Origin of the sequence: Streptomyces sp. NPDC003300, from assembly GCF_040610915.1 — a bacterium.
Taxonomy (GTDB): Bacteria; Actinomycetota; Actinomycetes; order Streptomycetales; family Streptomycetaceae; genus Actinacidiphila.
The window spans coordinates 1-16,966 of record NZ_JBEXNE010000034.1 but is presented as its reverse complement, the minus strand read 5'-3'; the positions used below and the strand labels follow the sequence as shown (position 1 = coordinate 16,966).

The window sequence follows — 16,966 nt, the reverse complement described above, 5'->3', positions numbered from 1 at the left end:
GGGGCGCGCCCCCAGAAAGAATCGGCCCACCGGCCTGGTGAGGGAGCGGTCTGGGGGGCGAGCCCTGGAAGGGGGGCGGGCGACCGGGCGGGGAACCGTAGGGCGGAGCCCTAGGGTGGGGGGATGAGGAGAAGCGTCCGGGTGCTGCTCGCGGAGGATCAGTCGATGGTGCGAGAAGCACTGGCGACGCTCCTCGGCCTCGAAGAGGACCTCGAGGTCGTCGCCCAGGTGGCCCGCGGCGACGAGGTGCTGGCGGCGGCCAGGACGCACCGCCCGGACGTGGCGCTGCTGGACATCGAGATGCCGGGCCTGACCGGCATCGAGGCGGCGGCGCGCCTCCGCGAAGAGCTGCCGGAGGTCAAAATCGTGATCGTCACGACCTTCGGCCGCCCCGGCTATCTGCGCAGAGCGATGGAATCGGGCGCGGAGGCGTTCCTGGTCAAGGATGCTCCGGCGGCCCAACTGGCCGACGCCGTACGGCGGGTGCTGCGCGGCGAGCGCGTCATCGACCCCACGCTGGCCGCGGCGGCGCTCGCCGACGGAGCCGACCCGCTGACGGCCCGCGAGCGGGAGGTGCTGCGGGCCGCCGCCGATGGTTCGGTCAACGCCGACATCGCGCGCGGCCTGCTGCTGTCGGAGGGCACGGTCCGCAACTACCTGTCGACCGCGATCCAGAAGACGGGCGCGCGCAACCGCGCGGAGGCCGTCCGTATCGCCCGCGAAAAGGGCTGGCTCTAGGGCCTGTCCGCCGGGGCTCAGTTCAGCAGTGCCCGCGCCGCGCGGGCCTTGCGGCGGATCTTCTCCGCGGTCTCCGGGTCGAAACCGCCGATCAGTTCGGCGTACTCGTCGAGGGCCGCGGCGCCGCCGGTGAAGTCGCCGAGGCGGACGAGGAGTTGGGCGCGCTCGTAGCGCAGGCGGGCCGGGTGGCGGGGGAGGAGCAGGGCGAGGTCGATCGTCCACAGCTCGACGGCGGCCTGTTCGAGGCGGGCGGACGCCCAGGCGCGGATGTTGTTCAGGACGCGGTGCACGGTGTCCAGCGGATCGGCGGGCGTGAGCATGCCGGGGGCCAGCGGGGCGCCGGTCGCGCCCGCGACCAGGAGTTCCGCGTCGGGCCCCGACAGCACCCGGCCGCCCTCGAAGGGGTCGACCAGGACGTACGCGCCCGCCGGATCGCCGAAGCCGACGACGTAGTGGCCGGGCAGCGCGACCCCGTACACCGGCGCGCCGGCCCGGCGGGCGACCTCCGTCCAGACCACCGACAGCAGGATCGGCAGCCCGCGCCGCCGCCGCAGCACCTGCTGGAGCAGCGACGACGAGAGCTTCTGGTAGTCGCCGGGCTCGCCGTGGAAGCCCAGCCGGGCCCCGAGCAGCCGGTGCAGGGCGGTCGCCCACTCCAGCGGCGTCGTCAGGCCGTACGGGAGCATCCCGGCGAGCCGGTCCAGCTCGATCTGGGCCGCGTCGATCGCGACGCCGTCCAGCGCCGGGTCGGCCTCCGCGCCGATCAGCAGGCACAGCTCGGCCAGGTCGGGGCGCTCCTCGCGCGCCGCCGCCGCGAACCGTTCCCGTACGTCCGCGCTCATACCGAGGGGCGCCGGTAGTGGTAGCCGTGGTGGTCGGTGAAGCCGAGCCCGTCGTAGAGCGCGCGGGCCGCCTCGTTGTCGGCCTCCACCTGGAGGTACGCGCTCCTCGCGCCCTCGTCGGCGGCGCGCCGGGCGAGCGCGCCCATGACGGCGGTCGCCAGGCCCCTGCGGCGGTGCGAAGGCGCCACCTCGACCGCGCCGAACAGCACCCACGGCCCGTCGACCACGGCCCGCCCGATGGCGCCGGGGGCGGTCGCGAACCACACCGAGGGCCCGCCGGAGACCACCTTCAGCGCCGCGTCGGCGAGCGAGCCGGTGCGGTGGTAGGCGGCCAGCCACGCCGCGTCGGGCGTCCGGGACAGCGTGACGGCGTCCGCGCCCGGCAGCCGGGTGAGCGGCGCCAGCGGCGCGACCCTGACCAGCGTGTCCGCCTCCCGTACCCACCCGCGGCGCTCCAACTCGGCCGCGTAGGGCGAGGTGTCGGGCACCTGGAGATACGGTGTCGTGCCCCGCGCCCCGTACCAGCCGACGACGTGGTCGAGCGCGGCGTCCAGCGGGCGGTCGGGATCGCCGTCCACCAGGACGGAGTTGGCGCGGCGGGTGAAGCCCTCCCGCCGCCCGCCGCCCTTGTCCTGCTCCGCTTCTCGCTCGCCCGCGACGGCCGAGCGCAGTGTCCACCGGCCCAGCGGCGCGGTCTCGGTGGCGGGCCAGGCGCGCGAGGCGAACGCCTCAAGCTCCTCGGGGGACGCGGACGTCACACGCGACATTCTCCGTGACGGCGGGGTGGGCGGCACCACCTTCCCCGCGACGAGGAGCGATTCGGCGATGCGTACCGTTTCCCCGGACCTCCGCGTGACGCACACCACTCCCGCATCCCACGATACGAGAACACCGACCGTATCGGTGAACGTAGGATGCCCGTCGGTGATCTCCAGAACCTGCCGTACCGATACGCGTTTTCCCACGTCAGACGGGGTAATCCGGATCACGAGCCGCGCTCCGGAAGAGAAATCCCCTGCCATGCGTGCCCCTCCTGTTCGGATCGTGCTCAGGAACGGAGATACTAGGTGCGGGCATCGACGACGCCGCGCTCCCGCGCGAGATGAGCCCTATCGAGGAGGAACGACAGCGTGACCTACGTCATCGCGCAGCCTTGTGTCGACCTGAAGGACAAGGCGTGCATCGAAGAGTGCCCGGTCGACTGTATCTACGAGGGCTCCAGGTCCTTGTACATCCACCCGGACGAATGCGTCGACTGCGGCGCCTGTGAGCCGGTCTGCCCCGTCGAGGCGATCTTCTACGAGGACGACACCCCGGAGGAGTGGAAGGACTACTACAAGGCGAACGTGGAGTTCTTCGACGAACTGGGGTCGCCCGGCGGCGCGTCCAAGCTCGGTCTCATCGAGCGCGACCACCCCTTCATCGCAGCGCTGCCCCCGCAGAGCCAGGACCACTGATCCCGGTCGGGCAGTCTCCGCCCGGCCCCGTACGGCGCACCGAGCCACGCTCGGCGCTGTGCGGGGCCGCGGCGTACGTCCGTCATGGACATTTCGATCACGGACCATCGATCGACAAGCGAGAGTGAGCACGTGAGCATCTCCGCCCGCCTCCCGGTCTTCCCGTGGGACCGCCTGGAGCCCTACAAGGCGACGGCCGTCGCGCACCCGGACGGTGTGGTCGACCTGTCGGTGGGGACCCCGGTGGACCCGGTGCCCGAGGTGATCCGGCGCGCGCTCGCCGCCGCCGCCGACAGCCCCGGCTATCCGCTGACGTACGGCACGCGCGCGCTGCGCGAGGCCGCCGCCGGATATCTCAGCCGCTGGCACGGCGTGAGCGGCGCCGACCCGGCGAACATCCTGCCGCTGCTCGGCTCCAAGGAACTGGTCGGCTGGCTGCCGACGCTGCTGGGCATCGGGGCGGGCGACCGGGTCGCGTACCCGCGGCTCGCCTACCCGACGTACGAGATCGGCGCGCTGGTGGCCCGCGCGGAACCGGTCACGTACGACGACCCGGTGACCGAACTCGACCCGGACGGCCTGAAGCTGCTCTGGCTCAACAGCCCGTCCAACCCCACGGGCCGGGTGCTGTCCGCCGCCGAGCTGCGCCGGATCGTGGCGTGGGCGCGCGAGCACGGGGTGCTCGTGGTGTCCGACGAGTGCTACATCGAGCTGGGCTGGGAGGGTACGGAGCCGGTCTCCGTACTGCACCCGGACGTGTGCGGGGACAGCCACGAGGGGCTGATCGCCGTCCACTCGCTGTCCAAGCGGTCCAACTTCGCGGGCTACCGCGGCGCCTTCCTCGCCGGTGACGCGTCCGTGGTCGCCGGTCTGCTGGAGGTCCGCAAGCACGTCGGCATGATCGTGCCCGCGCCCGTACAGGCCGCGATGGTCGCCGCGCTCGACGACCGCGAGCACGCGGTGGAGCAGAAGGAGCGGTACGCGCGCCGCCGCGCCGCGCTGCGGACCGCCTTCGAGGGCGCGGGTTTCCGGATCGAGCACAGCGAGGCCAGCTTGTACCTGTGGGCGACCCGCGCGGAGAACTGCTGGGACACCGTCGGCGACCTGGCCAAGCGCGGCATCCTGGTGGCGCCCGGCGAGTTCTACGGGCCGACGGGCGAGCGGTTCGTCCGGATCGCCTTCACGGCGGTCGACGAGCGGGTGGCGGCGGCCGTCGAGCGGCTGCGCTGAACCGCTCCCGCTGAATCCCTCCCGCTGAACCGCTTCCGCCGAACCGCTTCCGCCGGGCTGACCCGCTGGGCCGAGCCGCTGGGCCGAGCCGCTGGGCTGACCCGACCAGGCCGGCCTGAGGGCGCCTCGCTGGGCTGAGAGCCCTGCCCGGCAGACGCGCGCGGGGGCCGGGAGCGGTCGCTCCCGGCCCCCGCGCGCGTGCGGTTCGGCGATCAGCCCAGGGGGAGGCCCTTGAGCGGCAGCATGTCGGTGGTGGGCAGCGCGCCGGCCGGCAGTTGGCCGGTGTTGGGAAGCGCGGAGACCGGCAGCGTCTCGGTGTGCGGGGCGACGCCACCGGCGGACTCGGCGGTCTGGCCGACGATCCGGCCCGCGGAGTCGGCGGCGTCGCCCGCGGCCTTCTGCGCGGCCGGGGCGGCGGTCCTGCTCGCGGTGCCCACGATGCGGCCGGTGGCCGGGAGCGTGGTCTTCATCGCCTGGGTACCGGCCTGCCCGGCCACCCCGGTGGCCTGCTGGGAAGCGCTGTCCAGCGTGTTGCCGACATTGGCGCCGTCCAGATTGCTCAGCCCGCCCAGGTCCGTCGGCGGCAGCGCGGCGGCCTGCGCGGCGCCCGCTCCGATCAGCGGCGCGGCGGCGGCGCCGATCAGCAGGGCGGCCTGGGCGAAGCGGCGGGTCAGGGGGAGGGACATGGTGCTCCTTTTACGGAGTTGGCTCCGTGAGGGGACGTATTGCGTCCGCCGGGCGGACGTCGTGACTACCGCTCAAGGAGCCCGAAGGTTGCGGTCGTTCGAGGTAAAGAGTTGGCAATGTGTCGCATTATAGGAATCCGACAGATCGGATATAGCGGACAGCTCATATGACTTTGATGAAACGTCACATCCCTGCTGCGGCAAGGGAATTGCCATCCGGTCGAGCGGTTTTCCCGCAGCCCGCGTTTGACCGCGGGAGCGGGCACTTCCGAGTGAATGCGCGCACTATTGCGCGACGGTGATCCGTACGTATCCGTCCGGCTTGACGGCCGCGGAACTCTGCGCGCCGCCCGCTTTCTGCTTCTGCCAGCCCTTGCCGGACTGCGCCGCGGCCCACTTCCGGCCGCCGAAGGTCACCTGCTCGACCTTCAGGTCCTGCGCGTGCGCCACCGCCCACTGCGCCAGCTCCCAGCCGCGCCGGGTGCCGTCGCCCTCCGCCGCGCCGCCCGCGGGCCTGGCGGGCACCGCGACCGTACGCGGCTCGTCGGCCGCCACCGGCTTCACCTGGCTGCCGAACTCCCGCGTCAGCCTGGCCGTGACCTGCGACGTACTGCCCAGCTTGCCGCCCGCGCTGAAGGGCGTGTCCGAGCCCGTCGTACAGCTCAGCGCGCCCGCCTTGCGGCCGTACAGCGCCGCCGACAGCAGCGTCGCGTCCGCCTCGTGCTTCGCGTACGCCTGGGGGAAGCCGCTCTTCTGCACGCGCTGCGCCGCCACGGTCAGCGGCAGCCGCGAATAGCCCTCGATCTTCACCAGGCCGTCGAAGAAGGCGTTCGTCGAGTACACCGGGTCCTGGACCTGCTGCGCGGTGCCCCAGCCCTGCGAGGGGCGCTGCTGGAACAGTCCGAGCGAATCCCGGTCGCCGTGATCGAGATTGTCCAGCCGTGACTCCTGCAACGCCGTGGCCAGGGCTATGGTGAGCGCCCTTTCCGGCAGCCCGCGCGAGGTGGCCACGGCGGCGATCGTCGTCGCGTTCGCCGCCTGCGACGGGCTCATGTCCAGCGTGTCGCCGTCCGCCGTCACTGTGCAGTCCGCGCTTTCCGGCGCTTTGTTCTCCTCCGCGGCGCGGTAGAGGCCATAGGTGGCGAGCCCCAGCAACACCACGGCCGCTGTGGCGATCCTGCGGCCCCGGCGCTTGCGCTTGGGGGGCTTCTGAGGGGGGGAGCTGGGCACGCGCCGAGCGTACCGAAGGCGGCGGGCCCCGAATGACCTACGACGGCGCCGTCTTCGGCTTTCTCCTCCGTGCGCGTGAACGGGGCAGGCGGCCGGGGCCTTCGGGGCATCCGGGCCCGAGGCCCTACGCTCGGCGTATGCGCAGCGAACTCGACCTCAGCCAGGATGCCGCTCGGCTCACCGCCCAACTCGTGGACGTGCCGTCCGTGAGCCAGCAGGAGAAGGCGCTGGCGGATCTGGTGGAGGAGGCACTGCGGGGGCTGCCGCACCTGACGGTGGACCGGGACGGCGACGCGGTGGTGGCGCGGACCCGGCTCGGGCGCGCCGAGCGGGTGGTGCTCGCGGGCCACATCGACACCGTGCCGATCGCGGACAACCTGCCGTCGCGGCTGGACGAGAACGGCCTGCTGTGGGGCTGCGGCACCTCGGACATGAAGGCGGGCGTGGCGGTGCAGCTGCGGCTGGCGGCGACCCTGACCGCGCCGAACCGCGACCTGACCTACGTCTTCTACGACGCCGAGGAGATCGCGGCCGAGTTCAACGGACTCAAGCGGCTGGTCGAGCGGCACCCCGAGTGGCTGGCCGGGGACTTCGCGGTGCTGATGGAGCCGACCGACGGCAAGGTCGAGGGCGGCTGCCAGGGCACCCTGCGGATCCGGATCGAGACCACCGGCCGCCGGGCGCACTCGGCGCGGAGCTGGCTCGGGGACAACGCCATCCACAAGGCCGCGCCGATCCTGGACCGGCTCGCCGCGTACGAGCCCCGCCGGGTCGTCATCGACGGCCTGGAGTACCGCGAGGGGCTGAACGCGGTGCGGGTCGAGGGCGGCCACGCGGGCAATGTGATCCCCGACTCCTGCGCGGTGACCGTCAACTTCCGCTTCGCGCCCGACCGGAGCGAGGCCGAGGCGCTCGCGCACGCCGAGGAGGTCTTCGACGGCTTCACCGTGGTGCTCACCGACAGCGCGCCGGGCGCGCTGCCCGGCCTCGCGCACCCGGCCGCCGCCGCCTTCGTGCGCGCCATCGGCACCGAACCCGCCCCCAAGGACGCCTGGACCGACGTGGCCCGCTTCTCCGCGCTCGGCGTGCCCGCGGTGAACTACGGCCCCGGCGACCCCAAGCTCGCCCACGCCCGCGAGGAGCACGTGGCGGTCGCCGCCGTGCTGGAGGCCGAGGAGCGGCTGCGCGGCTGGCTCACCGACTGACCGGGCCCGATCCCGCGGCCCCGGCGACCGCCCCGCCTCACTCGTCCGATTGATCCGGCGAAAGGCGGAGCAACCGAACAGGGGTGCCCATCGGTCTTCCCTCGCGGCATGGTGTGATCGGAGCCGTAGGGATCGGTTGGGGGAAGAGGCGTGTCGTGGGACTGACCAGCAGAGGATTCGCCGTACTGCTCCTCGTCGTCGCGGTGGCCGCGGTGGCGGGCGCGGTGCTGCTCTGGCCGCGGGTACGGGGCCCGCGGCCGGTACGGGTCGTCGCCCGCGTCGGGATGATCGTGCTCTGTCAGGTCACCGCGATCTTCGTGGTGATGGTCACGGTCAACAACGACTACGGCTTCTACGCGTCCTGGGACGACCTGCTCGGCAACGCCAACAGCGGCGGCAAGTCCGTCGCGGGCCCCACCGCCACGCCCACCCCCACCAAGCCCGACTACCGGGTCAAATTCGCCTCGTACTCCCAAGGCTTCGAGAAGGCCACCGTGCGCGGCTGGAAGTCCGGGACGAAGGGCGACGTCATCGTCTGGACGCCGCCGCAGTACAAGAAGAAGGAGTTCGCGCACACCCGCTTCCCCGTCATAGAGGTCCTGCACGGCATACCCGGCACCCCGCACAGCTTCCTGCGCGGCATGCGGCTCGGCCAGATCATGCAGGGCGAGATCACCGCCGGCCGCGCCGAGCCCGCGATACTCGTGCTGCCCACCATCACCCCGGACCGGGCCAACACCGGCTGCGCCGACGTGCCGGGCAAGAGCAAGGTCGGCACCTGGCTCACCGACGACGTGGCGCAGACGATCGCGCACAATTTCCGTACGCTCCCGGCGCCGCGCGGCTGGGCCGTGATGGGCATATCGACCGGCGGCTACTGCGCGGTGCGGATGGCGCTCGAGCACCCCGACCGGTTCGTGGCCGCCGCCGCGATGGCCCCGGACAATCCGGCCGAGTCCGCCCGCGGTGTCCGCTCGCCGCTGTGGCTGGCCCAGAACACCCGCCCCGACGTGCACATCCTCATCGAGTCCAGCAAGCAGGACCCGGAGAGCCCGCCGAAATTCGGCGACTGGATCACCGCCGCCGTCCGGCCGCCCACCTCGGTCAGCACGCTGCGGATCGACCGCGGCGGGCACAACTGGAAGACCTGGGGCGGAATGTTCCCCGCGGCCTTCACCTGGGTCAGCGCCCGCCTCGAAGCGCCCCGGGCGGTCCCATTGGCGCCGTCCGCCGCACCATGATGCGTACGCTTCCCGTATGACTGACTCACACACGGGAGCGGCCGGGCAGAGTCCGGACGCGCAGGAGGCGGCTGCCGCGGCCAACGAGGCGGCGGAGACCGTGCTGACCGGCAAGGGCTGGCCGGAACGGCACACGGGCCCTGTCGTACGGCGGCGCGGCCAGGTGCAGGCGGGGACCACCGATCAGCGGTTGCTGGACAGTCGAGGAGAGTCGGACTGGGTGCACGGCGACCCGTGGCGTGTGATGCGGATCCAGTCGGAATTCGTCGAGGGCTTCGGCGCCCTGGCCGAACTCGGCCCCGCCGTCAGCGTCTTCGGCTCCGCCCGCACCCCGGTGGACTCCCGTGAGTACGCGGCGGGCGTACGGATCGGCCGCGCCCTGACCGAGGCCGGTTTCGCCGTCATCACCGGCGGCGGCCCCGGCGCGATGGAGGCCGCCAACAAGGGCGCGCTCGAAGCGGGCGGCATCTCGGTCGGCCTCGGCATCGAGCTGCCCTTCGAGCAGGGCCTCAACTCCTATGTCGACATCGGCGTGAACTTCCGCTACTTCTTTGTCCGAAAGACGATGTTTGTGAAGTACGCGCGGGGATTCGTCGTGCTCCCCGGCGGCTTCGGCACCCTCGACGAACTCTTCGAGGCGCTCACCCTCGTCCAGACCAAGAAGGTCACCCGTTTTCCGATCGTGCTCTTCGGCACCGAGTACTGGGGCGGCCTGGTCTCCTGGATCCGCTCCACGCTCGTCGCGGGCGGCAAGGCGTCCGCGGCCGACCTGGAGCTGTTCCACGTCACGGACGACGTGGACGAGGCCGTGGCGCGGGTGACGAAGGAGAGCGCCTAGGGCCTCGGGGGCCTCTGGCCCCCGCCTCGCAGGGCCCCTGGCCCCCGCCCAGCGGGCCCCTAGGCCAGGCCCCTGCGGGCCACGGCGGGCGGGCGGTGGCCCGCGATCGAGGCCACCATCTCCAGCACCTGACGGGTCTCGGCGACCTCGTGGACGCGGTACACCCGCGCCCCGAGCCACGCCGACACCGCCGTGGTGGCCAGCGTGCCGATCAGCCGCTCCTTGACCGGCCGGTCGAGCGTCTCCCCGACGAAGTCCTTGTTCGACAGGGAGACCAGCACCGGCCACCCCGTCGCCGTCATCTCCGGCAGCCGCCGGGTCGCCTCCAGCGAGTGCCGGGTGTTCTTGCCGAAGTCGTGACCCGGGTCGATCAGAATCCCGTCACGCGGCACGCCCAGCGCCGCCGCCCGCTCGGCCAGCCCCACCGTCACCCGCAGGATGTCGGCCATCACGTCCTCGTACCCCACCCGGTGCGGCCGGGTCCGCGGCTGGGCGCCGCCCGCGTGCGTGCACACCAGCCCCACGCCGTACCGCGCCGCGACCTCCGCCAGCCGCGGGTCCACCCCGCCCCACGCGTCGTTCAGCAGGTCGGCGCCCGCCTCGCACACCGCCTCGCCGACCTCGTGCCGCCAGGTGTCCACGCTGATCACCACATCCGGGTGGCGGCGGCGCACCTCCGCCACGAAGGCGACCGTGCGGCGGATCTCCTCCGCCGCCGAGACCTCCTCGCCGGGGCCCGCCTTCACCCCGCCGATGTCGATGATCGCCGCGCCCTCCGCGACGGCGCCCGCGACCCGCTCCAGCGCGGGTTCGTCGGTGAAGGTGGCGCCCTGGTCGTAGAACGAGTCCGGCGTACGGTTCACGATCGCCATGATCACCGGCTCCCGCTCGCCGAATTCGCGGGTCCCCAACCGAAGTGCCACTGCCGCTCCTCATCTCAGACTCATGCGATCGTGGCACGATCGTGCCTGACACGTAGGCCGGACCCCGGGAGATCGAGTTGTTCTGGTTCATGCTCATCGCGCTGGTCGCGGTGGTCGCCGCCGTCGCGATGGCCGTACTCGGTGACGGCGGCACCCTGCGGGACTCCGAACCCGACCGGATCGACGACCGGCTGCCCGCCGACCGCCCGCTCATCAGGTCCGACATCGACGCTGTCCGGCTGCCGATCGCCGTACGCGGCTACCGCATGCTCGACGTCGACGAGGTGCTGGACCGGCTCGGGGCGGAACTCGCCGAGCGGGACGCCAGGATCGCCGACCTGGAGGCCGTGCTGGCCGGGGCGCGGGCCGACGCGGTCGGCGCCCCCGTGACGCCGTCCCCGGACAAGGACGAGACGCCGCGGGACGACACCGGTGAGTGACGCGATCGTCGGGCCCGACGGACTCGCGCGGTGCCCCTGGGGGCTGTCCGCGCCGGATTACGTGGCCTACCACGACACCGAGTGGGGGCGGCCCGTGCACGGGGACGACGCCCTGTTCGAGCGGACCTGCCTGGAGGCGTTCCAGTCCGGGCTGTCCTGGATCACGATCCTCCGTCGCCGCGAGGGGTTCAGGGCCGCCTTCGACGGCTTCAAGATCGACGCGGTCGCGGGCTTCACGGCGCAGGACGAGGCGCGGCTGCTGCTCGATCCCGGGATCATCCGCAACCGGGCGAAGATCGCCGCCTCCGTCGCCAACGCGCGGGCCGCGCAGGTCCTGCGCGACAGCTACGACGGCGGGCTCGACGCCCTCATCTGGTCCTTCGCGCCCGACCCCGCGACCCGCCCGGCGCCGCGCCGCCTCGCCGACGTGCCCGCCACCACCCCCGAGTCGGTGGCTCTCGCCAAGGCGCTCAAATCCCACGGCTTCCGCTTCGTCGGCCCCACCACCGCCTACGCCCTGATGCAGGCCTGCGGCCTGGTCAACGACCACCTCGCCGACTGCTCCGCCCGCTAGGGCCGGTCCGGACGGGCCCGGGGTCGCGCCGGACCCGTGCCCCCTTCAGCCCGTCCGGCGATCGAGGACCGGCCGGAGCGGCGACGGGCGTCCCGCGTCAGCGGCCCACGTAGCGCGGGGGCTGCTTGGCCACGAAGGCGTTGACCGCGATGCGGTGGTCCTCGGCGGCTCCGGCCAGGGTCTGGAGCTCGTCCTCCTTGGCGAGGGTGGAGAGCAGGGAGTGGGCGGCCCCGTGGGCGAGGGACGCCTTGATGGCGGCGTAGGCGACGGTCGGCCCCTCGGCCAGCCGCCGGGCCACGGCGACGGCCTCGGCGGGAAGATCCGCGGCGGGCACGACCCGGTTGGCGATCCCGAGGTCGTACGCCTCCGCGGCCCCCACCGAGCGCGGGAAGAGCAGGAGATCCGAGGCCCGGCTGTGCCCGACCAGCCGCGGCAGCGTCCACGACACACCCGAGTCCGCGCTGAGCGCCACCCCGGCGAAGGACGTGTTGAAGGCGGCGGTGTCCGCCACGATCCGGTAGTCCGCGGCGAAGGCGAACCCGGCCCCGGCGCCCGCGGCGACCCCGTTCACCCCCGCCACCACCGGCTTGGGCATCGTCGCGATCGCGGTGACGATCGGGTTGTAGTGCTCGGCCACCGTCGTGAGCCCGCCGCCCGCCGCCAGCGTCGCCAGATGCTCCTTGAGGTCCTGTCCGACGCAGAAGGCCCGCCCGGTCGCGGTGAGCAGCACCGCCCGCACCGCGGTGTCGTCGGCCGCTTCCCGCAAGGCGTCCCGCAGGGTGTTCTTCGTGTCCGTGTCGAGCGCGTTCATCGCCTCGGGACGGTTGAAGGTGACGGTCGCGAGCCCGTCGCTCACCTCGTACAGAACGCTGTCGGCCATGGCTGAACCCCTTCGTCGCGGCATCGGTCCTGGCCAGAATGCCGGACTTCACGGCACCCCGACATGTGACGTACGTCAAACGTCCGACCGAACCGATACCCTTCGGGAACCCGGTCGATCACTGTCCACTCGCCGAATTGGCCGGTTTTGGGGAGGGCCCATGCTGAACGTAGTGCGACCGATGTTGGTCATCGGGTCGATAGATGCGGGATAATGGCCGAGAACCAATGTGTTCGAGTCCGAGCTGGTTTCAGGAAGGGGAACGAGCATGGCGGCCATGAAGCCGCGGACGGGTGACGGCCCGCTCGAGGTGACCAAGGAGGGGCGGAGCATCATCATGCGCGTTCCGCTTGAGGGCGGCGGGCGGCTTGTTGTCGAGCTGACCCCGGACGAGGCGGATGCCCTCGGCGACGCGTTGAAGAAGGCCATCGCCTGAGACCAGCGGTCCCATAAATCGTCGCGGCCCCGTACACGGAATGTCGTGTACGGGGCCGCCGTCGTTTTCCTGCGCGCGCCGCCGCGTCACTTCCGGCGCACCGCGCACAGCAGACCGTCGTCGGTCGGCAGCAGGACGGGGGAGAGCCGGGGGCTGTCCCGGACCGCGCGCATCAGCTCGCGCAGCCGCACCGACTCGGCGTCCTGGTGGGCGGCGTCCAGCGCGCGCCCGCGGGCGAAGGCGCCCTCGAAGCAGACCAGGCCGCCGATCCGCAGCAGCCGCAGCGCCTCGTCGAGGTAGTCCAGGTACTCCAGCCGGTCGGCGTCGCAGAAGACCAGGTCGTAGCCGCCGTCGGTGAGCCGGGGGAGCACGTCCAGGGCCAGGCCGGGGATGACGCGGGAGCGGTTGGCGGCGAAACCGGCCTCGCGGTACGCCTCGCGCGCGAGCTGAAGGCGGTCCGGCTCGGTGTCGACGGTGGTCAGGATGCCGTCGGGGCGCATGCCGCGCAGCAGGTGGATGCCGGAGACCCCGGTGCCGGTGCCGATCTCGACGACGGACTTCGCGTCCCCCGTGGCGGCCAGCAGCCGCAGGGCCGCACCGGTGCCGGGCGAGACGGGCCGCAGACCGGCCGCGTGGGACCGGGCGCGGGCGCGTATGAGGGCGTCGTCCTCGGCGACGAACGCGTCGGCGAACGCCCAGCTCGCCTGCCGGTTGCCGGTAATGTCCCTCTCCCTGTCCCCGGGTCGATCCCTGTCGTAGGTGCAGCCCGCCCGGCGACTGTATCCGCTGGGGGCGGGAACCCGCTGATGGGACTGTGCGTTATCCGTAAGGACGGCTACCGGCGGGAGAAGGCCCCGGCTCTCCCCGCCGAGTGGAAGTCCTGGGAAGTCAATGGCAACAGCGCACTTATCCGGAGCTAACGGGCGAGGTGGATATGGTAGGGGCTCTACTGGACACCACCAGAGCCGACAGGGGAGGTGCGGCTGCGGCCGGTGACAAGGGAGGAACGCTCAGGCGTATTCTCCGGTCCGCCGGACAGCCGAAATCCGTGACCAACACTGCTGATGACCGTTCACGCGAAAACACTCCCGCGACCGCGACGTTCGCCACCGACGGGGACGCTCAGGCGTGGACGCCTCCCTCTTGGGAGGAGATCGTCAGTACCCACAGTGCCCGGGTGTACCGGCTGGCGTACCGCCTGACCGGCAACCAGCACGATGCGGAGGACCTCACCCAAGAGGTCTTCGTGCGGGTCTTCCGTTCCCTGTCCACCTACACGCCCGGCACGTTCGAGGGCTGGCTGCACCGCATCACGACCAATCTCTTCCTGGACATGGTGCGCCGCCGCCAGCGGATCCGCTTCGACGCCCTCGGGGACGACGCGGCCGAGCGGCTGCCCAGCCGCGAGCCGTCCCCCGCGCAGCACTTCAACGACACGCACTTCGACGCGGACGTCCAGCAGGCGCTGGACACCCTCGCCCCGGAGTTCCGCGCCGCCGTGGTGCTCTGCGACATCGAGGGACTGTCGTACGAGGAGATCGCCGCGACGCTGGGTGTGAAGCTGGGCACGGTGCGGAGCAGGATTCACCGTGGCCGCTCCCACCTGCGCAAGGCTCTGGAACACCGGGCGCCCGGCGCCCGGCCGGCTCCCGCGCTCGCTGCCGCCACACAGAAACCTGGCCAGGAGGGCGGGAGAACGTGAGCAGTAGCGGTTCAGGCGAACAACGTGCAGCGCCTGCCGAGCAGCACCTTGGCGACCGGCTCGCCGCATTTGTCGACGGCGAGCTCGGCGACGACACCCGGGACCGGGTGCTCGCCCATCTGGTGACCTGTCCGCAGTGCAAAGCCGCTGCCAGCGAGCAGCGGCGTCTCAAGAGCGTCGTGGCGGCCTCCGAGCAGCCGATGCTCTCCGCCGGGCTGCTGGCCCGGCTCCAGGGCCTTCCCGGCCTACCACCGACCGGCGACGGGACCGAGGACGCCGACCGTACGCGTGACTGGCGCGACCGGGACGACGAGGGCCACGGCCCCGGCGCCGCCGGCGGGCGGGACCAGGAGCGGCGCGGCCCCTTCGACGGCGGCCTGCTCGGCTCCGGCGTGTTCGGCGGCGGCGGTTCACGGCGCCGCGAGGAGTTCTCGTACCTCACACCGGGCCGCGACCTCGTGCCCGGCGGTTCCGGCGGTCGCGGTTTCCGCATCCATGAGCTGACCCGCGCCGCCGCGGCCGACGGGCGCCCCGAGGACCGGGAGCAGCCGGAGGCCCCCGCGCACAGCGGCTCCGGCACCGCGGCCTCCCGCGGCAGGCGGTTCGCCTTCGCCGCCGCGGGCGCCTTCTCGATGGCGGCCATCGCCCTGGGCAGCGCCCTGCCCATGGAAGCCGCGGTCGACGGCGGCGCCCGCCCCGACGACGGCCCCGCGGTCAGCCCGCTGAGCGCCAACTCCGTGCCGGACACCCGCGGGGTCACCCCGCGCGGCGTGCTCGACGCCGGGGACCGGCGCATGCTCCGCGCGCCCGCCGCGGTCACCTCGGTGACACCCGTTTCGGTGACCCGGCCGCTGATGGCGCCCGGCGCCCTGCCGCTCGTGACGCCCGCCGCTTCCCCCGTGTCGCCCGGTCCCCAGGCCCCCGCGATACGGCGCTGACCGGCCACCGGCCGGTCTCCGGCCGGTCACCGGAGCGGGCTCGGGGGCTGACCCTTTACCCCCTGGCGACGTACTGTTAGCCGGAGCCACTCCCGCACCGCCCGCGTGGACAGGTACCGTAAAGTCCGCCGGACCCTGCCTTCCCGGCTGTGGACGTCCCAAGGAGCTGCAAGGTGTTCTTCGACATAGGCCCGCTGGAGCTGGTCGCGATCGTGGTCCTTGCCGTCCTCGTCTTCGGCCCCGACAAGCTGCCGAAGGTCATCCAGGACACCATGAACTTCATCCGGAAGGTCAGGGAGTTCTCGGACAGCGCCAAGGAAGACATCCGGCGGGAGCTGGGTCCGGAGTTCAAGGACTTCGAGTTCGAGGACCTCAATCCGAAGACGTTCATCAAGAAGAATCTGATGAGCGACAGCGACATGGACGAGCTGGGCCTCAAGGACATCCGCAACGGCTTCGACTTCCGCAAGGAGATGGCCGAGGTCACCGACGCGGTCAACGGGGTGGAGCCCGCCTCCGCCGCCAACGGCTCGTCCGGCGCGGCCGGTTCGTCCTCCGGCGTGCCGGGACCGACCTCCGGCGGCGGCTCCTCGGCCACCCCCGACAGGCTCCGCAAGAAGGACGGCCTGGAGCCCGGCGAGGCTCCGCCGTTCGATTCCGACGCGACCTGAGTCAACCAGATCACGCCTTTTCACCCCTCCAGGTGGCTATTGTCCGTGTGTTCGCCGTCACCGTGAGCCGGTTCGGCTCCCGAACCCACCCAGGGTCGGGCAAGATGGCGAGTCGCCCAGATGGGCACGGAGGAGGCGTAACACCGCATGGAGACGAAGACCGGCAGTGCTCGTGGGACGGTCGACGGCTACTTGATGGCCGACTTCCCTTGGTACGGGCTGGACGAGGCGTTCACCGGACGGCGCTGGCTGGGCACGGTCGGCGTGAGCGGGGACGGCACGGTCGAGCACGGCTCAATAGGGCATGGTGACGAGCCTTCGCTGAAGGCGGCTCCGGCGGACGCGGAAGGGCTGCGGTTCACCGCGGTCGTCACCCTCGCCAACCGACCCGGACGGCGCAGCTCCGACGGCACCGGCGTACTGGAGGCGACCTCGGTCTCCTCCGCGGCCTGGCTCGCCGGGTCCGGGCTGCTGTCCTGCACCTGGCCCACCACCATGGACCGGGCCCTGCGCCAGGACTGGCTCGACCAGCAGACCGCCACCGCGTGGGAACTCGCCGACGACCTGGCGGGCAGCGGCTGGTCGACGCTGACCCTTCCGGTCGACGGCGACCCGACGCCGTTCCACTACCGCGAGTCCGAGTACGGCTGGGTCATGGCGGGCTCGGCCCGCGGTGTCCACCTCGGCGCGTACGGCCGCGGCATGAGCGCGTACGGCCTCGGACTGGCCGTGGTCAAGGACGTGACCCTGTACGAGGTCTGAGGCGCCCTCAGGGCGCTTCCAGGCACCTTTGCGGCGCTCCGCGGACGGCGGGGGCGGGCTGATCACCGATCAGCCGCGCCCCCCCCCCCCCGCCGCGCGCCCCCAGTGGCGCGGGGAGCCCCCCGGGCGGGCCGGCCCCCCCGAACGGGGAAGAGACACTAACACCCCCCCGG

The 16,966-nt window shown here is 72.4% G+C and carries 20 protein-coding genes; 13 read left to right on the top strand and 7 right to left on the bottom strand.

Features of this window, described 5'->3' with window-relative positions; genetic code table 11:
• Positions 1–123 precede the first annotated feature (123 nt).
• Positions 124–738: a response regulator transcription factor gene (locus tag ABZX65_RS32405; protein WP_355348223.1), complete on the top strand. Its 615-nt coding sequence runs from the start codon at positions 124–126 to the stop codon at positions 736–738.
• 17 nt (positions 739–755) lie between these two features.
• Here ABZX65_RS32405 and ABZX65_RS32400 read toward each other — a convergent pair whose 3' ends face one another.
• A complete protein-coding gene (locus ABZX65_RS32400; RefSeq protein ID WP_355348220.1) occupies positions 756–1,580 on the bottom strand; it encodes a transglutaminase-like domain-containing protein in 825 nt (274 codons plus the stop codon).
• Positions 1,577–2,338: a GNAT family N-acetyltransferase gene (locus ABZX65_RS32395; protein ID WP_355348217.1), complete on the bottom strand. Its 762-nt coding sequence runs from the start codon at positions 2,336–2,338 to the stop codon at positions 1,577–1,579. The genes ABZX65_RS32400 and ABZX65_RS32395 overlap by 4 nt, the downstream gene beginning before the upstream one ends.
• Before the next feature lie 372 nt (positions 2,339–2,710).
• Between ABZX65_RS32395 and fdxA the strand changes: the two genes are divergently transcribed.
• Positions 2,711–3,037: a ferredoxin gene (fdxA, locus tag ABZX65_RS32390; RefSeq protein WP_355348214.1), complete on the top strand. Its 327-nt coding sequence runs from the start codon at positions 2,711–2,713 to the stop codon at positions 3,035–3,037.
• 84 nt (positions 3,038–3,121) lie between these two features.
• Positions 3,122–4,267 carry a succinyldiaminopimelate transaminase gene (gene dapC / locus ABZX65_RS32385; protein WP_355348211.1) on the top strand — a complete coding sequence of 382 codons (1,146 nt, stop codon included), beginning with the start codon at positions 3,122–3,124 and terminating at the stop codon, positions 4,265–4,267.
• 212 nt (positions 4,268–4,479) lie between these two features.
• On the opposite strand, the gene ABZX65_RS32380 is transcribed toward dapC, so the two are convergent.
• Positions 4,480–4,953: an ATP-binding protein gene (locus tag ABZX65_RS32380; RefSeq protein WP_355348208.1), complete on the bottom strand. Its 474-nt coding sequence runs from the start codon at positions 4,951–4,953 to the stop codon at positions 4,480–4,482.
• A 285-nt stretch (positions 4,954–5,238) separates the two neighbouring features.
• Entirely contained in the window at positions 5,239–6,183 is a 945-nt protein-coding gene (locus ABZX65_RS32375; protein WP_355348205.1) for a heavy metal transporter, read from the bottom strand.
• Positions 6,184–6,320: 137 nt separating this feature from the next.
• Between ABZX65_RS32375 and dapE the strand changes: the two genes are divergently transcribed.
• The 3 genes from dapE (at position 6,321) to ABZX65_RS32360 (ending at position 9,467) form a co-directional block, all read left to right on the top strand.
• Positions 6,321–7,388: a succinyl-diaminopimelate desuccinylase gene (dapE, locus tag ABZX65_RS32370; RefSeq protein WP_355348202.1), complete on the top strand. Its 1,068-nt coding sequence runs from the start codon at positions 6,321–6,323 to the stop codon at positions 7,386–7,388.
• 155 nt (positions 7,389–7,543) lie between these two features.
• Complete coding sequence (locus tag ABZX65_RS32365) at positions 7,544–8,629, top strand: alpha/beta fold hydrolase (protein ID WP_355348199.1); 1,086 nt, start codon at positions 7,544–7,546, stop codon at positions 8,627–8,629.
• 16 nt (positions 8,630–8,645) lie between these two features.
• Entirely contained in the window at positions 8,646–9,467 is an 822-nt protein-coding gene (locus ABZX65_RS32360) for a TIGR00730 family Rossman fold protein (protein ID WP_355348196.1), read from the top strand.
• A gap of 59 nt (positions 9,468–9,526) precedes the next feature.
• Here the strand turns inward: ABZX65_RS32360 and folP are convergent, their stop codons facing one another.
• Complete coding sequence (folP, locus tag ABZX65_RS32355; RefSeq protein WP_355348347.1) at positions 9,527–10,339, bottom strand: dihydropteroate synthase; 813 nt, start codon at positions 10,337–10,339, stop codon at positions 9,527–9,529.
• A gap of 128 nt (positions 10,340–10,467) precedes the next feature.
• Between folP and ABZX65_RS32350 the strand changes: the two genes are divergently transcribed.
• Both ABZX65_RS32350 and ABZX65_RS32345 read left to right on the top strand, forming a co-directional pair.
• Complete coding sequence (locus ABZX65_RS32350; RefSeq protein ID WP_355348193.1) at positions 10,468–10,830, top strand: DivIVA domain-containing protein; 363 nt, start codon at positions 10,468–10,470, stop codon at positions 10,828–10,830.
• The gene (locus tag ABZX65_RS32345; RefSeq protein WP_355348190.1) at positions 10,823–11,404 is read left to right on the top strand and encodes a DNA-3-methyladenine glycosylase I; all 582 of its coding nucleotides are present in this window, start codon (positions 10,823–10,825) and stop codon (positions 11,402–11,404) included. Before ABZX65_RS32350 ends, ABZX65_RS32345 begins: the two co-directional genes overlap by 8 nt.
• Positions 11,405–11,501: 97 nt before the next feature.
• Here the strand turns inward: ABZX65_RS32345 and ABZX65_RS32340 are convergent, their stop codons facing one another.
• Positions 11,502–12,284 carry an enoyl-CoA hydratase-related protein gene (locus ABZX65_RS32340; RefSeq protein WP_355348187.1) on the bottom strand — a complete coding sequence of 261 codons (783 nt, stop codon included), beginning with the start codon at positions 12,282–12,284 and terminating at the stop codon, positions 11,502–11,504.
• A 268-nt stretch (positions 12,285–12,552) separates the two neighbouring features.
• Here ABZX65_RS32340 and ABZX65_RS32335 point away from each other — a divergent pair, with 268 nt between their 5' ends.
• Positions 12,553–12,720, top strand: a complete 168-nt coding sequence (locus ABZX65_RS32335) for a DUF3117 domain-containing protein (protein ID WP_069464762.1) — start codon at positions 12,553–12,555, stop codon at positions 12,718–12,720.
• Positions 12,721–12,806: 86 nt separating this feature from the next.
• Here ABZX65_RS32335 and ABZX65_RS32330 read toward each other — a convergent pair whose 3' ends face one another.
• On the bottom strand, positions 12,807–13,442 hold the full coding sequence (locus ABZX65_RS32330) for an O-methyltransferase (RefSeq protein WP_355348344.1): 636 nt from the start codon (positions 13,440–13,442) through the stop codon (positions 12,807–12,809).
• A gap of 212 nt (positions 13,443–13,654) precedes the next feature.
• On the opposite strand from ABZX65_RS32330, the gene sigE reads away from it, so the two are divergent.
• The 4 genes from sigE to ABZX65_RS32310 all read left to right on the top strand — a co-directional run bounded on the left by sigE (position 13,655) and on the right by ABZX65_RS32310 (position 16,793).
• A complete protein-coding gene (gene sigE / locus ABZX65_RS32325) occupies positions 13,655–14,422 on the top strand; it encodes an RNA polymerase sigma factor SigE (RefSeq protein ID WP_355348341.1) in 768 nt (255 codons plus the stop codon).
• On the top strand, positions 14,419–15,360 hold the full coding sequence (locus tag ABZX65_RS32320; protein ID WP_355348183.1) for a zf-HC2 domain-containing protein: 942 nt from the start codon (positions 14,419–14,421) through the stop codon (positions 15,358–15,360). The genes sigE and ABZX65_RS32320 overlap by 4 nt, the downstream gene beginning before the upstream one ends.
• A gap of 173 nt (positions 15,361–15,533) precedes the next feature.
• Positions 15,534–16,031: a sec-independent translocase gene (locus ABZX65_RS32315; protein ID WP_355348180.1), complete on the top strand. Its 498-nt coding sequence runs from the start codon at positions 15,534–15,536 to the stop codon at positions 16,029–16,031.
• A gap of 147 nt (positions 16,032–16,178) precedes the next feature.
• Positions 16,179–16,793 carry a hypothetical protein gene (locus tag ABZX65_RS32310; protein WP_355348177.1) on the top strand — a complete coding sequence of 205 codons (615 nt, stop codon included), beginning with the start codon at positions 16,179–16,181 and terminating at the stop codon, positions 16,791–16,793.
• Positions 16,794–16,966: the final 173 nt, after the last annotated feature.

Coding starts and splice junctions, on each gene's coding strand:
- ABZX65_RS32405 (WP_355348223.1), top strand. CDS start 124: ATGAGGAGAAGCGTCCGGGTGCTGCTCGCGGAGGATCAGTCGATGGTG.
- ABZX65_RS32400 (WP_355348220.1), bottom strand. CDS start 1,580: ATGAGCGCGGACGTACGGGAACGGTTCGCGGCGGCGGCGCGCGAGGAG.
- dapC (WP_355348211.1), top strand. CDS start 3,122: ATGGACATTTCGATCACGGACCATCGATCGACAAGCGAGAGTGAGCAC.
- ABZX65_RS32380 (WP_355348208.1), bottom strand. CDS start 4,953: ATGTCCCTCCCCCTGACCCGCCGCTTCGCCCAGGCCGCCCTGCTGATC.
- dapE (WP_355348202.1), top strand. CDS start 6,321: ATGCGCAGCGAACTCGACCTCAGCCAGGATGCCGCTCGGCTCACCGCC.
- ABZX65_RS32360 (WP_355348196.1), top strand. CDS start 8,646: ATGACTGACTCACACACGGGAGCGGCCGGGCAGAGTCCGGACGCGCAG.
- folP (WP_355348347.1), bottom strand. CDS start 10,339: ATGGCGATCGTGAACCGTACGCCGGACTCGTTCTACGACCAGGGCGCC.
- ABZX65_RS32340 (WP_355348187.1), bottom strand. CDS start 12,284: ATGGCCGACAGCGTTCTGTACGAGGTGAGCGACGGGCTCGCGACCGTC.
- ABZX65_RS32335 (WP_069464762.1), top strand. CDS start 12,553: ATGGCGGCCATGAAGCCGCGGACGGGTGACGGCCCGCTCGAGGTGACC.
- sigE (WP_355348341.1), top strand. CDS start 13,655: ATGGTAGGGGCTCTACTGGACACCACCAGAGCCGACAGGGGAGGTGCG.
- ABZX65_RS32310 (WP_355348177.1), top strand. CDS start 16,179: ATGGAGACGAAGACCGGCAGTGCTCGTGGGACGGTCGACGGCTACTTG.